This window comes from Vibrio chagasii, from assembly GCF_024347355.1.
GTDB lineage: Bacteria > Pseudomonadota > Gammaproteobacteria > Enterobacterales > Vibrionaceae > Vibrio > Vibrio chagasii.
The window spans coordinates 3309032-3327676 of sequence record NZ_AP025465.1; the positions used below are offsets into that span (position 1 = coordinate 3309032).

Sequence of the window (18645 nt, forward strand, 5' to 3'; positions counted from 1 at the left end):
AAGCGGAAACAACAGTTATGAGTCCATCAAAACCCCTTGGGTGTTGTATGGTTAAGCCTCACGGGCAATTAGTACAGGTTAGCTCAATGCCTCGCAGCACTTACACACCCTGCCTATCAACGTTCTAGTCTTGAACAACCCTTTAGGACACTTAAAGTGTCAGGGAAAACTCATCTCAGGGCTCGCTTCCCGCTTAGATGCTTTCAGCGGTTATCGATTCCGAACTTAGCTACCGGGCAATGCCATTGGCATGACAACCCGAACACCAGAGGTTCGTCCACTCCGGTCCTCTCGTACTAGGAGCAGCCCCCTTCAATTTTCCAACGCCCACGGCAGATAGGGACCGAACTGTCTCACGACGTTCTAAACCCAGCTCGCGTACCACTTTAAATGGCGAACAGCCATACCCTTGGGACCGACTTCAGCCCCAGGATGTGATGAGCCGACATCGAGGTGCCAAACACCGCCGTCGATATGAACTCTTGGGCGGTATCAGCCTGTTATCCCCGGAGTACCTTTTATCCGTTGAGCGATGGCCCTTCCATTCAGAACCACCGGATCACTATGACCTGCTTTCGCACCTGCTCGAATTGTCATTCTCGCAGTCAAGCGGGCTTATGCCATTGCACTAACCACACGATGTCCAACCGTGTTTAGCCCACCTTCGTGCTCCTCCGTTACTCTTTGGGAGGAGACCGCCCCAGTCAAACTACCCACCAGGCACTGTCCGTAATCCCGATTCAGGGACCAACGTTAGAACATCAAAACTACAAGGGTGGTATTTCAAGGACGACTCCACCACATCTAGCGACGCGGTTTCAAAGTCTCCCACCTATCCTACACATGTAGGTTCAATGTTCAGTGCCAAGCTGTAGTAAAGGTTCACGGGGTCTTTCCGTCTAGCCGCGGGTACACTGCATCTTCACAGCGATTTCAATTTCACTGAGTCTCGGGTGGAGACAGCGTGGCCATCATTACGCCATTCGTGCAGGTCGGAACTTACCCGACAAGGAATTTCGCTACCTTAGGACCGTTATAGTTACGGCCGCCGTTTACCGGGGCTTCGATCAAGAGCTTCGACCGAAGTCTAACCCCATCAATTAACCTTCCGGCACCGGGCAGGCGTCACACCGTATACGTCATCTTACGATTTTGCACAGTGCTGTGTTTTTAATAAACAGTTGCAGCCACCTGGTATCTGCGACTCTCGTCTGCTCCATCCGCAAGGGACTTCACTGATAAGAGCGTACCTTCTCCCGAAGTTACGGTACCATTTTGCCTAGTTCCTTCACCCGAGTTCTCTCAAGCGCCTTGGTATTCTCTACCCGACCACCTGTGTCGGTTTGGGGTACGATTCCTTACAATCTGAAGCTTAGAGGCTTTTCCTGGAAGCATGGCATCAATGACTTCACTACCGTAGTAGCTCGACATCGTATCTCAGCGTTAAGAAGAACCGGATTTACCTAATTCTTCCGCCTACGTACTTGAACCTGGACAACCGTCGCCAGGCCCACCTAGCCTTCTCCGTCCCCCCATCGCAATTGTAAGAAGTACGGGAATATTAACCCGTTTCCCATCGACTACGCCTTTCGGCCTCGCCTTAGGGGTCGACTTACCCTGCCCCGATTAACGTTGGACAGGAACCCTTGGTCTTCCGGCGAGGGAGTTTTTCACTCCCTTTATCGTTACTCATGTCAGCATTCGCACTTCTGATACCTCCAGCAGCCCTTACAGACCACCTTCAACGGCTTACAGAACGCTCCCCTACCCCACGCACATAAGTGCGTAGCCGCAGCTTCGGTGTATAGCTTAGCCCCGTTACATCTTCCGCGCAGGCCGACTCGACCAGTGAGCTATTACGCTTTCTTTAAATGATGGCTGCTTCTAAGCCAACATCCTGGCTGTCTGAGCCTTCCCACATCGTTTCCCACTTAGCTATACTTTGGGACCTTAGCTGGCGGTCTGGGTTGTTTCCCTCTCCACGACGGACGTTAGCACCCGCCGTGTGTCTCCCGGATAGTACTTACTGGTATTCGGAGTTTGCAAAGGGTTGGTAAGTCGGGATGACCCCCTAGCCTTAACAGTGCTCTACCCCCAGTAGTATTCGTCCGAGGCGCTACCTAAATAGCTTTCGGGGAGAACCAGCTATCTCCAGGTTTGATTGGCCTTTCACCCCTAGCCACAAGTCATCCGCTAATTTTTCAACATTAGTCGGTTCGGTCCTCCAGTTGATGTTACTCAACCTTCAACCTGCCCATGGCTAGATCACCTGGTTTCGGGTCTAATCCTAGCAACTGTACGCCCAGTTAAGACTCGGTTTCCCTACGGCTCCCCTAAACGGTTAACCTTGCTACTAAAATTAAGTCGCTGACCCATTATACAAAAGGTACGCAGTCACACCACGAAGGTGCTCCTACTGCTTGTACGTACACGGTTTCAGGTTCTATTTCACTCCCCTCACAGGGGTTCTTTTCGCCTTTCCCTCACGGTACTGGTTCACTATCGGTCAGTCAGTAGTATTTAGCCTTGGAGGATGGTCCCCCCATATTCAGACAGGATATCACGTGTCCCGCCCTACTCGTTTTCACTGATGATGAGATGTCGACTACGGGGCTATCACCCTTTATTGCGGCACTTTCCAGAGCCTTCGTCTGTCTCATTAAAAGCTTAAGGGCTAATCCAATTTCGCTCGCCGCTACTTTCGGAATCTCGGTTGATTTCTCTTCCTCGGGGTACTTAGATGTTTCAGTTCCCCCGGTTTGCCTCTTGCTGCTATGTATTCACAACAAGATACTTACTTATGTAAGTGGGTTTCCCCATTCGGAAATCCCAGACTCAAATGACTTTTACTGTCTAATCTGGGCTTATCGCAAGTTAATACGTCCTTCATCGCCTCTGACTGCCAAGGCATCCACCGTGTACGCTTAGTCACTTAACCATACAACCCGAAAGGGTCTTAGTGTATGGCAACTAACCAAGGTTTTTGGTTGTAACAAGAAGGGTTAGTTCTTATTACGTGTTTGCCGGACTCAATTGTGATTCAAACAAGTTTGAATCGAATACAAGACACTTGAATGTGTTTGTGTTGTGTTTTCTTAGTTAAAAGAAAACATTGAGAACTTTTAATTTGATTAACTCTTAGAGTTAATCAGTCAGCTTTCCAAATTGTTAAAGAGCATAAAGCAAAAAGCTTTAATCAATAACGTGCGTTATTAATTAAAGCTCTGGCCTTAACTAAGTCTAAACCATCAATCTGTGTGGACACTTATCGTGAATATCTTCGTATAAGGAGGTGATCCAGCCCCAGGTTCCCCTAGGGCTACCTTGTTACGACTTCACCCCAGTCATGAACCACAAAGTGGTGAGCGTCCTCCCGAAGGTTAAACTACCCACTTCTTTTGCAGCCCACTCCCATGGTGTGACGGGCGGTGTGTACAAGGCCCGGGAACGTATTCACCGTAGCATTCTGATCTACGATTACTAGCGATTCCGACTTCATGGAGTCGAGTTGCAGACTCCAATCCGGACTACGACGCACTTTTTGGGATTCGCTCACTCTCGCAAGTTCGCTGCCCTCTGTATGCGCCATTGTAGCACGTGTGTAGCCCTACTCGTAAGGGCCATGATGACTTGACGTCGTCCCCACCTTCCTCCGGTTTATCACCGGCAGTCTCCCTGGAGTTCCCGACATTACTCGCTGGCAAACAAGGATAAGGGTTGCGCTCGTTGCGGGACTTAACCCAACATTTCACAACACGAGCTGACGACAGCCATGCAGCACCTGTCTCAGAGCTCCCGAAGGCACACCTGCGTCTCCGCTGGCTTCTCTGGATGTCAAGAGTAGGTAAGGTTCTTCGCGTTGCATCGAATTAAACCACATGCTCCACCGCTTGTGCGGGCCCCCGTCAATTCATTTGAGTTTTAATCTTGCGACCGTACTCCCCAGGCGGTCTACTTAACGCGTTAGCTCCGAAAGCCACGGCTCAAGGCCACAACCTCCAAGTAGACATCGTTTACGGCGTGGACTACCAGGGTATCTAATCCTGTTTGCTCCCCACGCTTTCGCATCTGAGTGTCAGTATCTGTCCAGGGGGCCGCCTTCGCCACTGGTATTCCTTCAGATCTCTACGCATTTCACCGCTACACCTGAAATTCTACCCCCCTCTACAGTACTCTAGTTCACCAGTTTCAAATGCAGTTCCGAGGTTGAGCCCCGGGCTTTCACATCTGACTTAATGAACCACCTGCATGCGCTTTACGCCCAGTAATTCCGATTAACGCTCGCACCCTCCGTATTACCGCGGCTGCTGGCACGGAGTTAGCCGGTGCTTCTTCTGTTGCTAACGTCAAGAAATGCCGCTATTAACGACACCCCCTTCCTCACAACTGAAAGTACTTTACAACCCGAAGGCCTTCTTCATACACGCGGCATGGCTGCATCAGGCTTTCGCCCATTGTGCAATATTCCCCACTGCTGCCTCCCGTAGGAGTCTGGACCGTGTCTCAGTTCCAGTGTGGCTGATCATCCTCTCAGACCAGCTAGGGATCGTCGCCTTGGTGAGCCATTACCTCACCAACTAGCTAATCCCACCTAGGCATATCTTGACGCGAGAGGCCCGAAGGTCCCCCTCTTTGGCCCGTAGGCATTATGCGGTATTAGCCATCGTTTCCAATGGTTATCCCCCACATCAAGGCAATTTCCTAGGCATTACTCACCCGTCCGCCGCTCGACGCCCTTAACGTTCCCCGAAGGTTCAGTTAAGTCGTTTCCGCTCGACTTGCATGTGTTAGGCCTGCCGCCAGCGTTCAATCTGAGCCATGATCAAACTCTTCAATTTAAGATTTTGTCGACTCAATGAATACTGATTACATTACATAGTAATGTTGAATTGACTGTGCCGAATCTTACGATTCGAATTGGTCACTCAGTTCATTGAAATCAAGTTGAAACCGAAGTTTCATTTTTTGATATTCATCAACGAGTGCCCACACAGATTGATAGGTTTAAATTGTTAAAGAGCTTAACTTCTTGAGCGTTCCTTTTTAGTAAGGGGCCTCTCGAAGTGGACGGCCATTCTAGCGAATTAACATTCAGTGTCAAACACTTTTTGAAAATTAATTTTTTGTCGCTTTCCGTCTTACTGATTATTGCTGAAGCCTTATGGCGCCTGCCGTCTCAGTGGGGTCGCATTATAAGGAACCCTTTCAGCTTAGCAACTACTTTTTCATAAAAAATGAATAAATAGAGGTTAAGTGTCTAATAGTTCACCTAAATATAAAAAAGAGAGCATTTCTGCTCTCTTTTTGCACTAAATCTAAAGGAATTATTAGATAAACGCGTAAGCATCTGCGTACATATGGTCACGCTTTGCTTCTTTATTTTGTGTAAATAGGTCTCTTGCTGCGCCCGCCATTTCAAAGCGACCTGCAATATAGATATCAAAATCAGCCAGTGATTCGAAGCTTTGTGTAATAGCTTCAAGCACATTACCAGTTTGGCCATGCCAAACTTCCGGCGCCTCTTCTACTACAGGTACGAAATGTACATTGCTATGCTTTTCTGCAATATCGACAAGCTCTTCTTTCGCGTATAGCTGGCACTCGTCTTTTGCACCCCAGTAAAGGTGAATCTCTTTCTTGCTGTTTTGTGCAATGCAGTGATCCAGGATCGAACGTACGTAGCTAAAACCCGTACCACCAGCAATCAATAGTAGAGGGCGTTCACTCTCTTCTTTAATCCACGCATCACCGTGTGGCGCATCAATCGCGATATCACCATCTTCAGCTTGTGCCTTTTTCATTGCTTCAACCACTTCTAATGCATAAGCATTGTGTTCAGCAGCACCAATATGTAGTTCTAGTTCACCTTCATGGCGACAAGGGCTGCTCGCAATTGAAAATGGACGCTTATCTTTCTCACCCATTTCAACCATCAGGTACTGACCAGCTTTAAAGGCAACTGGTGTCTCTGGATGAAGCAGGATTTGGTAAGTGTTACAAGCCAAAGGCTCGATAGACTTAACTTTACATTTAATAGTCATGTTCTTCCTCTCACTAACCCTTAATCGGCAAAGGTTAGAACTAAATTACTTTCTGCAAATGCTTGGCAAGCGAAAATCCAACCCTGTTGCTGCTCTTTCTCTGTGAGCATGGGTTCAAGGTGGTAACTCACTTGGCCTTCTAATTTTTTGCACATGCACATAGCACATGCGCCAACTTGGCAACGGTTAGGGAAATAGATATCGCTGTTGAGCGCAGCATCCAAGACCGTTTGCCCTTTTTCTAAGGTGAAACTGATGTTTTCTGGGTACAAGACTACTTGGTAGCTCATAAAATTCCTAGTTGTTCCCAGATGCTATCAATCTTTTTGACCAGCTCAGGATCTTTTGTGATTGGAACGCCCCACTCACGCAAACACTCACCTTCCCACTTATTGGTTGCATCGAGTCCCACTTTAGAGTGCCCCATTTCGTTCTGAAGGAATAAGGTATCTCTAGCTGGATCCATCCTGGTGGTTACCGCCCAGATGATGTCGTTCCAGTCGCTCACGTTAACATCACCATCACAGACGACAACGAACTTGTTCTCATCAAATTGAGACCAAACCGCTTCCATGATTTTCTTAGCATTCCCTGCAGCTTGTTTATCTATAGATACCACAACCATGCTGGCATTATCGTTCTGCAGGTGAATATCAATAATTTCAGGATGAACTTTGGTTAATTCAGCTAAACCACCTTCGATATGATCACTGCTTTCTGGGGTAGATTGCACATCAGGCGACAATGCCAACTCGGCATCCCACTTCTTAGTGATGTCTAAGCCCATCTTAGAACCTAACCCAACTACCGGTGATGCAAAGTCCAACGAATCAATTGGCGTGTTCTCTATCATCAAGGTATCACGTGACGGATCCATATGTTTGCACATCGCAGCCGTAACTTGTGACCAATCGCGAGCGTTAATATCCTCATCGCACACTAATACAAACTTGGTGTACATGAATTGACGTAAGAAAGACCATACGCCCATCATCACTCGTTTAGCGTGACCTGGGTATTGCTTCTTCATAGTCACCACAGCCATTCGATACGAACAACCTTCAGGTGGTAGATAGAAATCTTCTATCTCCGGAAATTGCTTTTGAAGAATAGGAACAAACACTTCATTCAATGCAACACCCAATACTGCAGGTTCATCTGGCGGGCGACCTGTGTATGTACTGTGGTAAATCGGGTTCTCACGCATGGTTACATGAGTAATGGTAAACACGTTGTGCTTTTCTTTCTCGTTGTAGTAACCAGTGTGATCGCCGTAAGGCCCTTCGTCAGCGAATTCATTCGGATCGATGTAACCTTCCATCACGATTTCAGCACTTGCTGGGACTTCTAGGTCATTACTGATCGATTTAACCACTTCAGTTTTGCTACCACGCAGCAGACCAGCAAACGCGTATTCCGATAAGGTATCTGGCACTGGCGTTACCGCGCCAAGAATCGTTGCAGGATCTGCGCCAAACGCAACAGATATTGGAAACGGCGTACCTGGGTTCTGTTCAGCCCAGTCACGTAGATCCAACGCACCACCACGGTGAGCTAACCAACGCATGATAATTTTGTTCTTACCAATCTTTTGTTGGCGGTAGATGCCCAAGTTTTGGCGTTTCTTGTTCGGGCCGCGGGTAACCGTTAAACCCCAAGTAAGTAGTGGCGCGACATCGTCAGCCCAACAGCTCATTACTGGAATTTTATCTAGGTCGACCTCGTCGCCTTGCCACACGACTTGTTGGCATGCTGCTTTACGAAGACGCTTAGCCGGCATGTTCAATACCTGTTTGAACACAGGTAACTTATCAATCGCGTCTTTAAAACCTTTCGGCGGCTCTGGCTCTTTTAAGTAAGCCAATAGCTTACCCACTTCGCGCAGTTCTTTAACTTCCTGGCGGCCCATGCCTATCGCAACACGATTGGGAGTGCCAAATAGGTTGGTCAAAACAGGCATGTCATAACCTACCGGATTCTCGAACAGAAGAGCCGGGCCACCAGCACGTAGAGTACGGTCGCTAATTTCGGTCATTTCATAGTCTGGGTCGACTGGGTGAGAAATGCGTTTCAACTGACCAATGCTTTCAAGATGGTCGATAAAATCACGTAAATCTTTAAAACTCATAGAACTTCTACATGCTGATTATTCTGCGCTCAGTATATCAAAAAGGGGCATCGTGAGATCCCCCTTTTTAGTATGGTTATTGAGAGGTAAAACCCAGTTACGGAAGCACTTGCTGTATCACTGAACTTTTGACTTGTGGGTTATCATTCACTAGGTCTTGTAGCCAGTTGGTGTGCCCTTGTTTTGCCAACTCACGAGCGACCAATGGCGCATCATCGGCGATCGCCATGCGAGAAACGAAAAAGTCTTTCACCTCTTCTGAAAGTGGGTTCACTCTCGTCAGCAAAGTAATCGCTTCTTCTTTTAATCTTGGGTTTTTCGTTGCAGCCATCACCTGCTCTAAGGCAAATGGGGATTTACTCTCAGCGAGACGAACCAGCTCAGCTTGGCTATGATAATCGGCTTTCATCTTCCAGAGGATTTGATAGACATCCTGGTCTTCGCTCACCTGTGCTAATCGAACCACTACTTCGGTAGAGGGTAACCAGCTGACTATCGGTGACTCCGTTAGCTGTTTTGCTAAGTAATTCACGGCCTCTGGCGACAAGCTATCCAATTCTCTTATGAGTAGCGCTTCTCGAGTTTGGACCTGATGCTCAGATCCAGTTAGCCACTCTTTGAGGTTGAGGTTCTGTTTCTCTGCATCGAGCACAAACACCAATGTATTTTGATCAGCACGGAATTGTTTGATTAAGCGGTTTGCTATCGAAGGATAATTAAAGGCTGGAACCGTAAACTCATAGCCATCACCACGCTCTAATACTTGGTAGGTTGGCGTAATAGCGAGCTGTTGCTCCACAAAGATAGACATCTTCGGTGTGAGTACGATTTTTTGTTGTTCTATCTTCTTCAAGAGTTGGTAACGAGCCACCTCTTGCTGGGGAAATGTCAGGCGCTCAAGTGCAAAGCGTAACGAATTCACTTCATCACGCACGACAAGCTCAAGCAATTCAGCAGTTTTTAGTTTTACTTGATCATTCTCAAGCCAAGACTCTACTGTATGTGGAGACATCTCGGTGGCATTAACGATGCCGACCGGTGAAAGTAACAGTGAAGTAGACAAGAGTAATGATGACAACAGTCCATGTTGCATTTTAACTTCCTTGTAACACTTTTGGTCATTCTGCAAGCTGTCGCTACAAAATGCAAATAAAAAGGTTCATCGCGGATTAGCGGGAACTAAAAACAAAAACGGTAGTAAGTGATATGGTTTAGTCGCCAAACAAAAATCATACACAAACTACCGTTTTCATGCCGAATCATACTTTCCTATCTTCATTCTGGGAAGGCTTTCAAGTCGTAAAGTCTCACCAGACAGCATCACTTATTACCCTGACTCTTGAACCGAACTCTGAGGCTAAGTGCCTTTGTGGTCTCGAGGCCGAGGCTATTCATGAGTATCAATGGCGTCATGTAAAAGAAGCCATGTTGCTCGGTGTTCCTGTTGTTCTTTCTGTTCAAACGCGAAGAATCAAGTGCCGTGAGTGTGGCATAAAAACAGAATCTCTATCTTGGTTGGAGCCTTATGCTCGTATAACGAAGCGCTTAAGAAGCTATATAGAACAATTACTGCCTCTTCTTCCTATTAAGCATATCTCCCGGTTAACGAACGTTCATTGGCACACCATTAAAGAGATAGATAAATCCCGACTTAGAAAAGTGGTACCGCCAGTGAAATGGGAGGAGCTAAGGCAACTCGTCATGGACGAGTTCGCCATCTTTAAAGGGCATCGATATGCCACGGTCATCGCTGACGCTAAGACACACCAAGTCATTTGGATAGGGTTAGGCCGAAGCCGTAAGGACATACGGCCGTTCTTCGAGCAACTAGGCAAGCATGGCAATAATATCGAAGCGGTCGCAATGGACATGAATACGGCTTTTGATCTTGAAGTTAAAGCACACTGTCCGAACGCAAAAATCGTTTACGACTTATTCCATGTTGTTGCTAAGTTCGGTCGAGAGGTGATGGATAGAGTCAGAGTCGACCAAGCCAACAAACTCAAGCAAGATAAAAAAGCGAGGCAATGGATCAAGCGCTCACGCTGGGTGTTGCTAAAAAACAGGGGTAATTTGAATACACAGCAAAACAGCTATCTTACCGAAATATTGAATATCAATAAGGACTTAATGACCACTTATATACTCGGAGCACAACTCAAAGAGCTTTGGTATTGTGAATCAGAAGTACATGCTAAAGGGCTCTGGGAGGCGTGGTGGGCACAAGTACAAGAGAGTGGAATTAAGCCATTGAAAGAGTTCGCACGACAACTAAGGCCTTATCTTCACGGCATTATCGCATCTGCGAGTTATCCGCTTAACACCTGCACATTGGAAGGGATAAACAACAAGATAAAGCTAATCAAGCGAATGGGATATGGGTATCGAGATACAGACTACTTCTTCTTGAAGATAAAAGCGGCTTTCCCCGGAAAGCCGCGATGAACCAATAAAAAGCGCTACCCGAGGGCAGCGCTTTCTAATAACTATCAGCTAATCAAGATTACTGACGACGCATAGCGTCAAAGAACTCATCGTTCGTTTTCGTCATTGCTAGCTTGTCGATAAGGAATTCCATTGCATCGATTTCGCCCATTGGGTGAACAATCTTACGCAGGATCCACATCTTCTGTAGTTCATCGTTCTTAGTAAGAAGCTCTTCACGACGAGTACCAGAGCGATTGAAATCAATCGCAGGGAATACACGCTTTTCAGCAATCTTACGGTTAAGGTGCAGTTCCATGTTACCTGTACCTTTGAATTCTTCGTAGATAACTTCATCCATCTTAGAACCAGTATCAACCAGTGCTGTAGCGATGATAGTTAAGCTACCGCCTTCTTCAACGTTACGAGCTGCACCGAAGAAACGCTTAGGACGGTGAAGTGCGTTTGCGTCTACACCACCAGTTAGTACTTTACCTGATGAAGGTACTACCGTGTTGTATGCACGCGCTAGACGAGTGATTGAGTCCAGAAGGATAACCACGTCTTTCTTGTGTTCAACAAGACGCTTAGCTTTTTCGATAACCATTTCTGCTACTTGCACGTGGCGAGATGCTGGCTCATCGAATGTAGAAGCAACTACTTCACCTTTAACTAGGCGCTGCATTTCTGTTACTTCTTCCGGACGCTCATCGATAAGTAGAACCATTAGTTCACACTCAGGGTGGTTGTGAGCGATGCTTTGCGCGATGTTTTGCAGAAGCATTGTCTTACCCGCTTTTGGCGGTGCAACAATCAAGCCACGCTGACCTTTACCAATTGGAGACGCAAGGTCAAGAATACGAGCTGTGATATCTTCTGTCGCACCATTACCACGCTCCATAACCATGCGTTCGTTAGCATGTAGAGGGGTAAGGTTTTCAAAAAGGATTTTGTTACGAGCGTTGTCTGGTTTGTCGTGGTTTACCGTGTTTACTTTAAGTAGAGCAAAGTAACGTTCGCCATCTTTAGGTGGGCGAATCTTTCCGGCAATTGAATCACCAGTACGTAGATTGAAACGACGAATCTGACTTGGTGATACGTAGATATCATCAGGACCCGCTAAGTACGAGCTGTCTGCACTACGAAGAAAACCAAAACCGTCTTGCAGAATTTCAAGAACACCGTCACCGAAGATGTCTTCACCACTTTTTGCATGTGCTTTAAGGATAGCGAAGATAATGTCCTGTTTTCTTAGACGAGCTAGGTTTTCAAGGCCTAGGCTTTCGCCAAGTTTAACAAGTTCAGACACAGGTCTGTTCTTCAGTTCTGTAAGATTCATTGTGGTGGATGCTTGTTTAGTCAAAATAAGATCTGTTTTCTAGTTAAGAGGGATTCGGTCACAGGATCGACCAAGAAGAGAAATTCGTTCAATTAACGTGCGATAAATTAGCACTAAAACTAAGACTAGTCCATAGCTTAGAAAAAACAAAACCGTGCATTTGTTAACTGCACGGTTTCTTTATCAAATGCTCACCTGATTATAGGTTAGCGTCTAGGAACTCTTTAAGTTGAGTTTTAGACAATGCACCAACTTTAGTTGCTGCTACGCCGCCATCTTTGAAAAGAAGAAGCGTTGGAATGCCGCGAATACCAAACTTTGGTGGTGTTCCAGCATTTTGGTCGATATTAAGTTTACCGATAGTGAGCTTGCCTTCGTACTCGTCTGCGATTTCATCAAGAATCGGCGCAATCATCTTACAAGGGCCACACCATTCTGCCCAAAAATCAACAAGAACAGGGCCTGCAGCGTTGATCACATCGTTCTCAAAACCGTCATCAGTTAGCTGCAAAATCTTATCACTCATCTTCCACTCCAATGTATTTTTTAGAACTGGTTGGATGATAACCAGTAAATAGATGCCCTATTGGAATGTATTTACTTTCGTATTGCAAGCTTAAGCTGATATTCTATAGCAATGAAAAAGACGCATATCACAGAGCAAAAGTTCGCCGACTTGGATTTACTTCCGCAAGTCATTGAAGGATTGGAGAAAAAAGGGTTCGATTATTGTACCCCTATCCAAGCCTTGGCGCTCCCGGTACTGCTCACCGGCCAAGACATTGCAGGCCAGGCCCAAACGGGTACTGGTAAAACGCTTGCGTTTCTTACTGCTACTTTTAACCACCTACTAAAAACACCTGAGCATGAAGGGCGCAAGCCTAACCAGCCACGTGCGATTATTATGGCACCTACTCGCGAACTCGCGATTCAGATCTACAACGATGCTGAATCCCTAGTCGCAAGCACTGGTATCAAAGCAGCATTGGCTTACGGTGGCGAAAGCTACGACAAGCAGCTAGGTAAGATCGAAGAAGGCGTAGATATCTTAATTGGTACCACTGGCCGTATTATCGATTTCTACAAGCAGAAGGTATTTAACCTTAACCACATTCAAGCAGTCGTGCTGGATGAAGCAGACCGTATGTTCGATCTGGGCTTCATTAAAGACATCCGCTTCTTGTTCCGTCGTATGCCTGAGCCTAAAGATCGTTTGAACATGCTGTTCTCTGCGACTCTGTCTTACCGTGTACAAGAGTTGGCTTTCGAGCACATGCATAACCCAGAGCATGTTGTTGTTGAGCCAGAGCGTAAAACAGGCCACCGTATTAAAGAAGAGTTGTTCTACCCTTCTAACGAACACAAGATGGCACTGCTGCAGACACTAGTAGAAGAAGAGTGGCCAGAGCGCGCTATCATCTTCGCTAACACCAAGCACAAGTGTGAATCAGTTTGGGGCCATTTGGCTGCCGATGGTCACCGTGTTGGTCTGCTGACTGGTGATGTACCACAGAAGAAACGTGAAAAGATTCTTGAGCAATTCACTCAAGGTGATGTTGACCTACTGGTTGCAACCGATGTTGCTGCTCGTGGCCTACACATTCCTCAAGTAACGCACGTATTCAACTTCGATCTACCAGACGATTGTGAAGATTACGTTCACCGTATCGGCCGTACAGGTCGTGCTGGTGCAAGTGGTCACTCGATCAGCTTTGCTTGTGAAGATTACGCAATCAATTTGCCACCAATCGAAGAGTACATTGAGCACGCGATCCCAGTGTCTGACTACGACGCTTCTGCACTGCTAGAAGATCTACCAGCACCATTGCGCTTACGCACACGTAACCCGCAACAACGCCGCTCAAACAACAATGGCTCACGCAACGGTAACCGTAAACCAAACCAGAACCGTCGCCCACGCCAACCGCGTCACAACAAGGAAGCTTAGTCGCTTATGAGTCAAACAGTGTCACCCCCGCTTTACGCTGCAATCGACCTCGGGTCGAACAGTTTTCATATGCTCGTTGTGCGTCATATCGATGGCAGCGTACAAACCATGGCTAAGATTAAGCGCAAAGTGCGTTTAGCTGCAGGCTTAGATGAAAATAATGCGCTTAGTACCGAAGCTATGCAGCGCGGTTGGGACTGTTTGAGTCTCTTTGCAGAGCGACTACAGGACATTCCAAAAGAAAATATCCGCATTGTTGGTACAGCGACCCTACGTACCGCGACTAATGTGGATATCTTTCTTGAGAAAGCGAACCAGATCCTTGGCTACGACATCAATGTTATCTCCGGTGAAGAAGAAGCTGCGACTATCTATAAAGGCGTGGCACACACTTCTGGTGGCAGCGGCCGCCGACTGGTAGTGGATATTGGTGGCGCAAGTACCGAGATGATCATTGGTGAAGGTTTCTCAGCAAAAGCGCTGACTAGCCTAAAAATGGGCTGTGTAACATGGCTTGAGCGCCACTTTAAAGATCGCCAATTAACCGCAACCAACTTCGACAACGCGATTGAAGCAGCGAAGTCTACCTTAGCTCCTATCTTAGAGAGCTACACCGATATCGGTTGGGATGTGTGTGTTGGTGCCAGTGGTACCGTTCAAGCACTGCAAGAAATCATGCTAGCGCAAGGCATGGATGAGGTTATCACTCATACCAAGCTTAAACGCTTACAAAAACAAGCGATGATTACTGAGCGCTTAGAAGAGCTAGAAATAGAAGGGTTAACTCTAGAGCGCGCTTTAGTGTTCCCTAGCGGTCTTTCTATTCTGATTGCTATCTTTGAGTTGCTTGAAATCGATTCGATGACGCTGGCTGGCGGCGCACTTCGTGAAGGCCTAGCCTACGAAATGGTTGATGAGCTTCGCCAAGACGATATCCGTGCTCGCACCATCAAGAGCGTTCAATCACGCTACCAGATGGACGTAAGCTACGGTGACCAAGTCGCAGCAGCAGCGCAGGCTCTGTTAGAGCAGGCAGGCGGCGAAACTTGGGTGTCAGAACCTCAAGCCAGCGTCCTACTGCAAACCGCAGCCAAACTTCATGAAATCGGTTTGACCATCGACTTCAAAAAAGGCGGTGAACACAGTGCTTACCTACTGCAGAACCTAGATTTACCCGGTTTCACCCGCGCCCAGAAACACTACCTAGGTGAATTAACGCGACGCTACCGTGAACAACTAACGTCACTGCCGGAACAACACGCAGTATCAGGCACAAGCAGTAAACGTATCCTACGCATTCTTCGCCTAGCGATTCTATTAACGCACCGTCGTAACCCAGAGCTAGAGCCTGAGTTTACGCTAACGGCTGACGATAATAATCTGACTCTAACACTCTCTAAGCAATGGCTAGCCGACAACCCGCTGACCGCTGCAGAGCTAGAGATTGAATCGAATCGACAAACAGACATTGGCTGGCCACTTTCTATTGAATGCCTCGTATAATAATATCTGACACTAAAAGTAAAATAGCCCAAGTTAGTCTACTAACTTGGGCTGTTTATTATCTTTGCACTAATGCCTTTCTAATCTGATCCTCACACATTAACACCTGTCGCTTTAAAGTCAGGGTTCACAGCGGTTAACTTCTTAACGATGTAGTTCAGAAGCACGCCGTACATAGGAACAAACAAGCCTAGACTGATGATAAGTTTGAAACCGTAATCAACCAGTGCAATCTCAGTCCAATGTTCAGCCATGAATGGATCTGGGCTTTGGTAGAAAGCGATCGCAAAGAATGCGATGGTATCAATAGCATTACCAAAAAGCGTTGAACAGGTTGGCGCAATCCACCACTGCTTAAGCTGACGCAAGCGGTTGAAAACATGAACATCTAAGATTTGGCCAAGCAAGTAAGCCATGAAGCTTGCGGCTGCGATACGGGCTACAAATAAGTTGAATTCACCCAGATGGCTAAAGCCTTGGAATTGCCCTTCAAAGAACACCACCGACAAGAAGTAAGAAACCGCGAGTGCAGGCAACATCACTAAGAAAATGATTTTACGAGCAAGCTGAGCACCAAAAATGCGAACGGTCAGATCTGTTGCTAAGAAGATAAATGGGAAAGTGAAAGCGCCCCAAGTGGTATGCATACCGAAGATGGTAAAGGGTAGCTGAACCAAGTAGTTGCTTGACGCAATAATCACTAAATGGAACAAGACTAATAATGCTAGGGCTTTGCGCTGTTGCGCAGGGGTAAAGTTACTCATGCTGTACCTTTTTAGTTTGGTTTGGGGGTGAGGGAACCCAAATCGAGTCATTTCTCTATCGAAACAAAGAAAGCTCTTACCAATAATGTGAATGAAAAATGTATCTATCATTTGCTCTTTTGAGCGGCGGGCGATTATACATTAATCAATTTTAGCTGCAATGGTGAGAACAGACGCAAACGTTTATTCTCATTTTTATTGCTAGAAGGTGTTTGAAGCTCGGTTTCTAGAAACCAAGTTTGAGGCAATGTTAACCGTTAGAAGCCACGCTTGAACAAAGCGGCTAGATAATCGAACTCTTCACGGCTCGCCTCTGGACTAAGAGATTCAAACCACACAGATTCACTGTAGTGCTCAGATTTTAAGAACAGCTGGCACCCTTCAAAGTCCACCAGCCATGAGTGCATGTCTGCATCCCACTGCTTTTCAACAACTGTAGCCGATAGCAAGTTCACTAGGCGTTCGCCAATTTCAGGGTAAGAGTCGAAGTCAAAGCTCGGTGTTGTCACCAATAAGCGCCCTTCTTCTGCTAAATACTCTCGTAAACCAAATTCCATTTATTACCTCTGTTATTAGCCGTGTGTTGTGATGTGTTCTTGAATCAAATCTAGAAATGGGTCGGCGTATTTGTCGAGCTTACGCTGGCCTACACCATTTACCGCCAACATTTCACCGTAAGACGTCGGCAGAACTTCTGCCATATCAATCAATGTTGCGTCACTGAATACCACGTATGGGGGTAAGCCATCTTCGTCGGCAATCGACTTACGCAGCTTACGCAGTTTGGCAAATAGCTTTTTATCGTAATTCTTGCTGCTTAGCTTATCTGACTTAGCATTACGTACCGCAGTGTCGAGACGAGGTACCGCTAACTCTAGTGACATCTCACCTCGCAGCAGTGGACGCGCCTCTTCAGTTAACTGCAAGGTTGAGTTACGGGTGATGTTCTGGAACAACAAGCCTTTGTGAATGAGCTGACGGAAGATACTGATCCAGTAATCATGGCTGTGGTCGCGGCCAATACCGTACGTTGAGAGCTTATCGTGACCATTATCGCGCACGCGGATGTTCTGCATGCCACGCATCACTTCAACGACGTAGCCCATACCAAACGACTGATTCACACGGTACACACAAGACAGCGCCTTCTGCGCCTCTTGGGTCGCATCAAAGTGTTTTGGCGGATCTAAGCAGATATCGCAGTTACCACATTGCTTCTCACGATATTCGCCAAAGTAGTTAAGCAGTACCTGACGACGACAAGTTTGCGCTTCAGCAAAGGCACTCATCGCATTCAGCTTGTGCATCTCAACCTGCTTTTGCGGACCTTCTTCTTTTTCATCTAGCATACGACGCAGCCACCCCATATCAGCAGGGTCAAACAGCATCATCGCTTCAGCAGGCAAGCCATCACGACCCGCTCGGCCAGTCTCTTGATAGTAAGACTCGATGTTGCGTGGAATATCAAAGTGAACCACAAAGCGTACATTAGGTTTGTTGATGCCCATACCAAACGCCACCGTCGCGACAACGATCTGAATATCATCGCGTTGGAAGGCTTCTTGAACGTAAGCGCGCTCATCGGTGTCCATACCCGCGTGATAACCCGCAGCACGAATACCGTTGTTGCACAGCTTCTCGGTGACCATCTCGACTTTTTTACGGCTACCACAGTAGATGATGCCACAATTGCCCTTCTGAGTTTCTAGGTAGCGAACCACCTGAGACACTGGTTTGTGTTTCTCAACAAGGTTGTAGCGAATATTAGGACGGTCAAAGCTGCCCAAATAGGTATGCGGTTCCACCAACTGTAGACGCGAGACAATATCTTTGCGCGTTGCATCGTCAGCCGTTGCCGTCAGCGCCATGTAAGGAACGTGCGGGAAATACTGTTTAAGCTGACCAAGTGACGCGTATTCCGGGCGGAAGTCGTGTCCCCATTGAGAGATACAGTGCGCCTCATCGACCGCAATCATCGAAAGCGGTAAACCTTGTAGGCGTTCAATGAAATCACGCATCAACACACGTTCTGGTGATACATAAACCATCTTGAGCTGGCCTGAGTTCATGCGATTAAACACACTCAGTAGCTGGTCACGTGGCATGGAAGAGTTAATGCACTCCGCTGCTACACCATTGGCTTTCAACTGATCGACTTGGTCTTTCATCAACGAGATAAGCGGTGAGATAACCAAAGTTAGCCCTTCACGAACTAAAGCCGGGATCTGGTAACACAAAGATTTACCACCACCCGTCGGCATTATCACCAAGCTATCTCGGCCTTGAACAGCCAAATCAATGACCTCTTGCTGACCATCGCGAAAGCTTTGATAGCCAAATACATCTTCGAGGATGTTTTGCGCATCATTCGCGGGAGTTGGTGTTTGCTCAGCAATCAGAGTGGCGGTCATTGTGGTTCCTAATCGAGGTATAAAGTCAGCATGCAGCATCGGCAAGCAAGTCGCACATTGTAGAGTGGAATGCTGGCGAATTAAACC

At 46.9% G+C, this 18645-nt stretch carries 12 protein-coding genes and 2 rRNA genes; 3 read left to right on the forward strand and 11 right to left on the reverse strand.

What is annotated here, in order from left to right; translation table 11 throughout:
* Window positions 1-47 precede the first annotated feature (47 nt).
* The 6 genes from OCV52_RS15315 to OCV52_RS15340 all read right to left on the reverse strand — a co-directional run bounded on the left by OCV52_RS15315 (window position 48) and on the right by OCV52_RS15340 (window position 9262).
* Window positions 48-2938 (reverse strand): 23S ribosomal RNA (locus OCV52_RS15315).
* A 347-nt stretch (window positions 2939-3285) separates the two neighbouring features.
* Window positions 3286-4838 (reverse strand): 16S ribosomal RNA (locus OCV52_RS15320).
* Together the 16S and 23S rRNA genes form the textbook arrangement of a ribosomal RNA operon.
* A 489-nt stretch (window positions 4839-5327) precedes the next feature.
* Entirely contained in the window at window positions 5328-6041 is a 714-nt protein-coding gene (fre, locus tag OCV52_RS15325) for an NAD(P)H-flavin reductase (RefSeq protein ID WP_004741188.1), read from the reverse strand.
* Window positions 6042-6061: 20 nt separating this feature from the next.
* Entirely contained in the window at window positions 6062-6331 is a 270-nt protein-coding gene (locus OCV52_RS15330) for a 2Fe-2S iron-sulfur cluster-binding protein (RefSeq protein ID WP_137409169.1), read from the reverse strand.
* On the reverse strand, window positions 6328-8169 hold the full coding sequence (gene ubiD / locus OCV52_RS15335; RefSeq protein WP_137409170.1) for a 4-hydroxy-3-polyprenylbenzoate decarboxylase: 1842 nt from the start codon (window positions 8167-8169) through the stop codon (window positions 6328-6330). The genes OCV52_RS15330 and ubiD overlap by 4 nt, the downstream gene beginning before the upstream one ends.
* Window positions 8170-8266: 97 nt before the next feature.
* Window positions 8267-9262: a hypothetical protein gene (locus OCV52_RS15340; RefSeq protein ID WP_137409171.1), complete on the reverse strand. Its 996-nt coding sequence runs from the start codon at window positions 9260-9262 to the stop codon at window positions 8267-8269.
* Between the two features lie 158 nt (window positions 9263-9420).
* On the opposite strand from OCV52_RS15340, the gene OCV52_RS15345 reads away from it, so the two are divergent.
* Window positions 9421-10614, forward strand: coding sequence for an ISL3 family transposase (locus OCV52_RS15345; RefSeq protein ID WP_261900855.1), 1194 nt, complete (start codon window positions 9421-9423; stop codon window positions 10612-10614).
* 58 nt (window positions 10615-10672) lie between these two features.
* Here OCV52_RS15345 and rho read toward each other — a convergent pair whose 3' ends face one another.
* Together rho and trxA are read right to left on the reverse strand one after the other, a co-directional pair.
* Window positions 10673-11932: a transcription termination factor Rho gene (rho, locus tag OCV52_RS15350; RefSeq protein WP_004741192.1), complete on the reverse strand. Its 1260-nt coding sequence runs from the start codon at window positions 11930-11932 to the stop codon at window positions 10673-10675.
* A 199-nt stretch (window positions 11933-12131) separates the two neighbouring features.
* Window positions 12132-12458: a thioredoxin TrxA gene (trxA, locus tag OCV52_RS15355; protein ID WP_004741193.1), complete on the reverse strand. Its 327-nt coding sequence runs from the start codon at window positions 12456-12458 to the stop codon at window positions 12132-12134.
* Window positions 12459-12569: 111 nt separating this feature from the next.
* Here trxA and rhlB point away from each other — a divergent pair, with 111 nt between their 5' ends.
* Entirely contained in the window at window positions 12570-13880 is a 1311-nt protein-coding gene (rhlB, locus tag OCV52_RS15360; protein ID WP_137408764.1) for an ATP-dependent RNA helicase RhlB, read from the forward strand.
* A 6-nt stretch (window positions 13881-13886) separates the two neighbouring features.
* Window positions 13887-15383, forward strand: a complete 1497-nt coding sequence (gene gppA / locus OCV52_RS15365) for a guanosine-5'-triphosphate,3'-diphosphate diphosphatase (protein WP_102423286.1) — start codon at window positions 13887-13889, stop codon at window positions 15381-15383.
* A gap of 92 nt (window positions 15384-15475) precedes the next feature.
* Here the strand turns inward: gppA and OCV52_RS15370 are convergent, their stop codons facing one another.
* From OCV52_RS15370 to recQ, 3 genes are all read right to left on the reverse strand, one after another.
* Entirely contained in the window at window positions 15476-16147 is a 672-nt protein-coding gene (locus OCV52_RS15370) for a 7-cyano-7-deazaguanine/7-aminomethyl-7-deazaguanine transporter (RefSeq protein ID WP_061034316.1), read from the reverse strand.
* Between the two features lie 257 nt (window positions 16148-16404).
* Complete coding sequence (locus OCV52_RS15375; RefSeq protein ID WP_061034315.1) at window positions 16405-16704, reverse strand: DUF3630 family protein; 300 nt, start codon at window positions 16702-16704, stop codon at window positions 16405-16407.
* Window positions 16705-16719: 15 nt separating this feature from the next.
* Window positions 16720-18558 (reverse strand): ATP-dependent DNA helicase RecQ, encoded by a 1839-nt coding sequence (recQ, locus tag OCV52_RS15380; RefSeq protein ID WP_137408765.1) that lies wholly within the window; start codon window positions 18556-18558, stop codon window positions 16720-16722.
* Window positions 18559-18645: the final 87 nt, after the last annotated feature.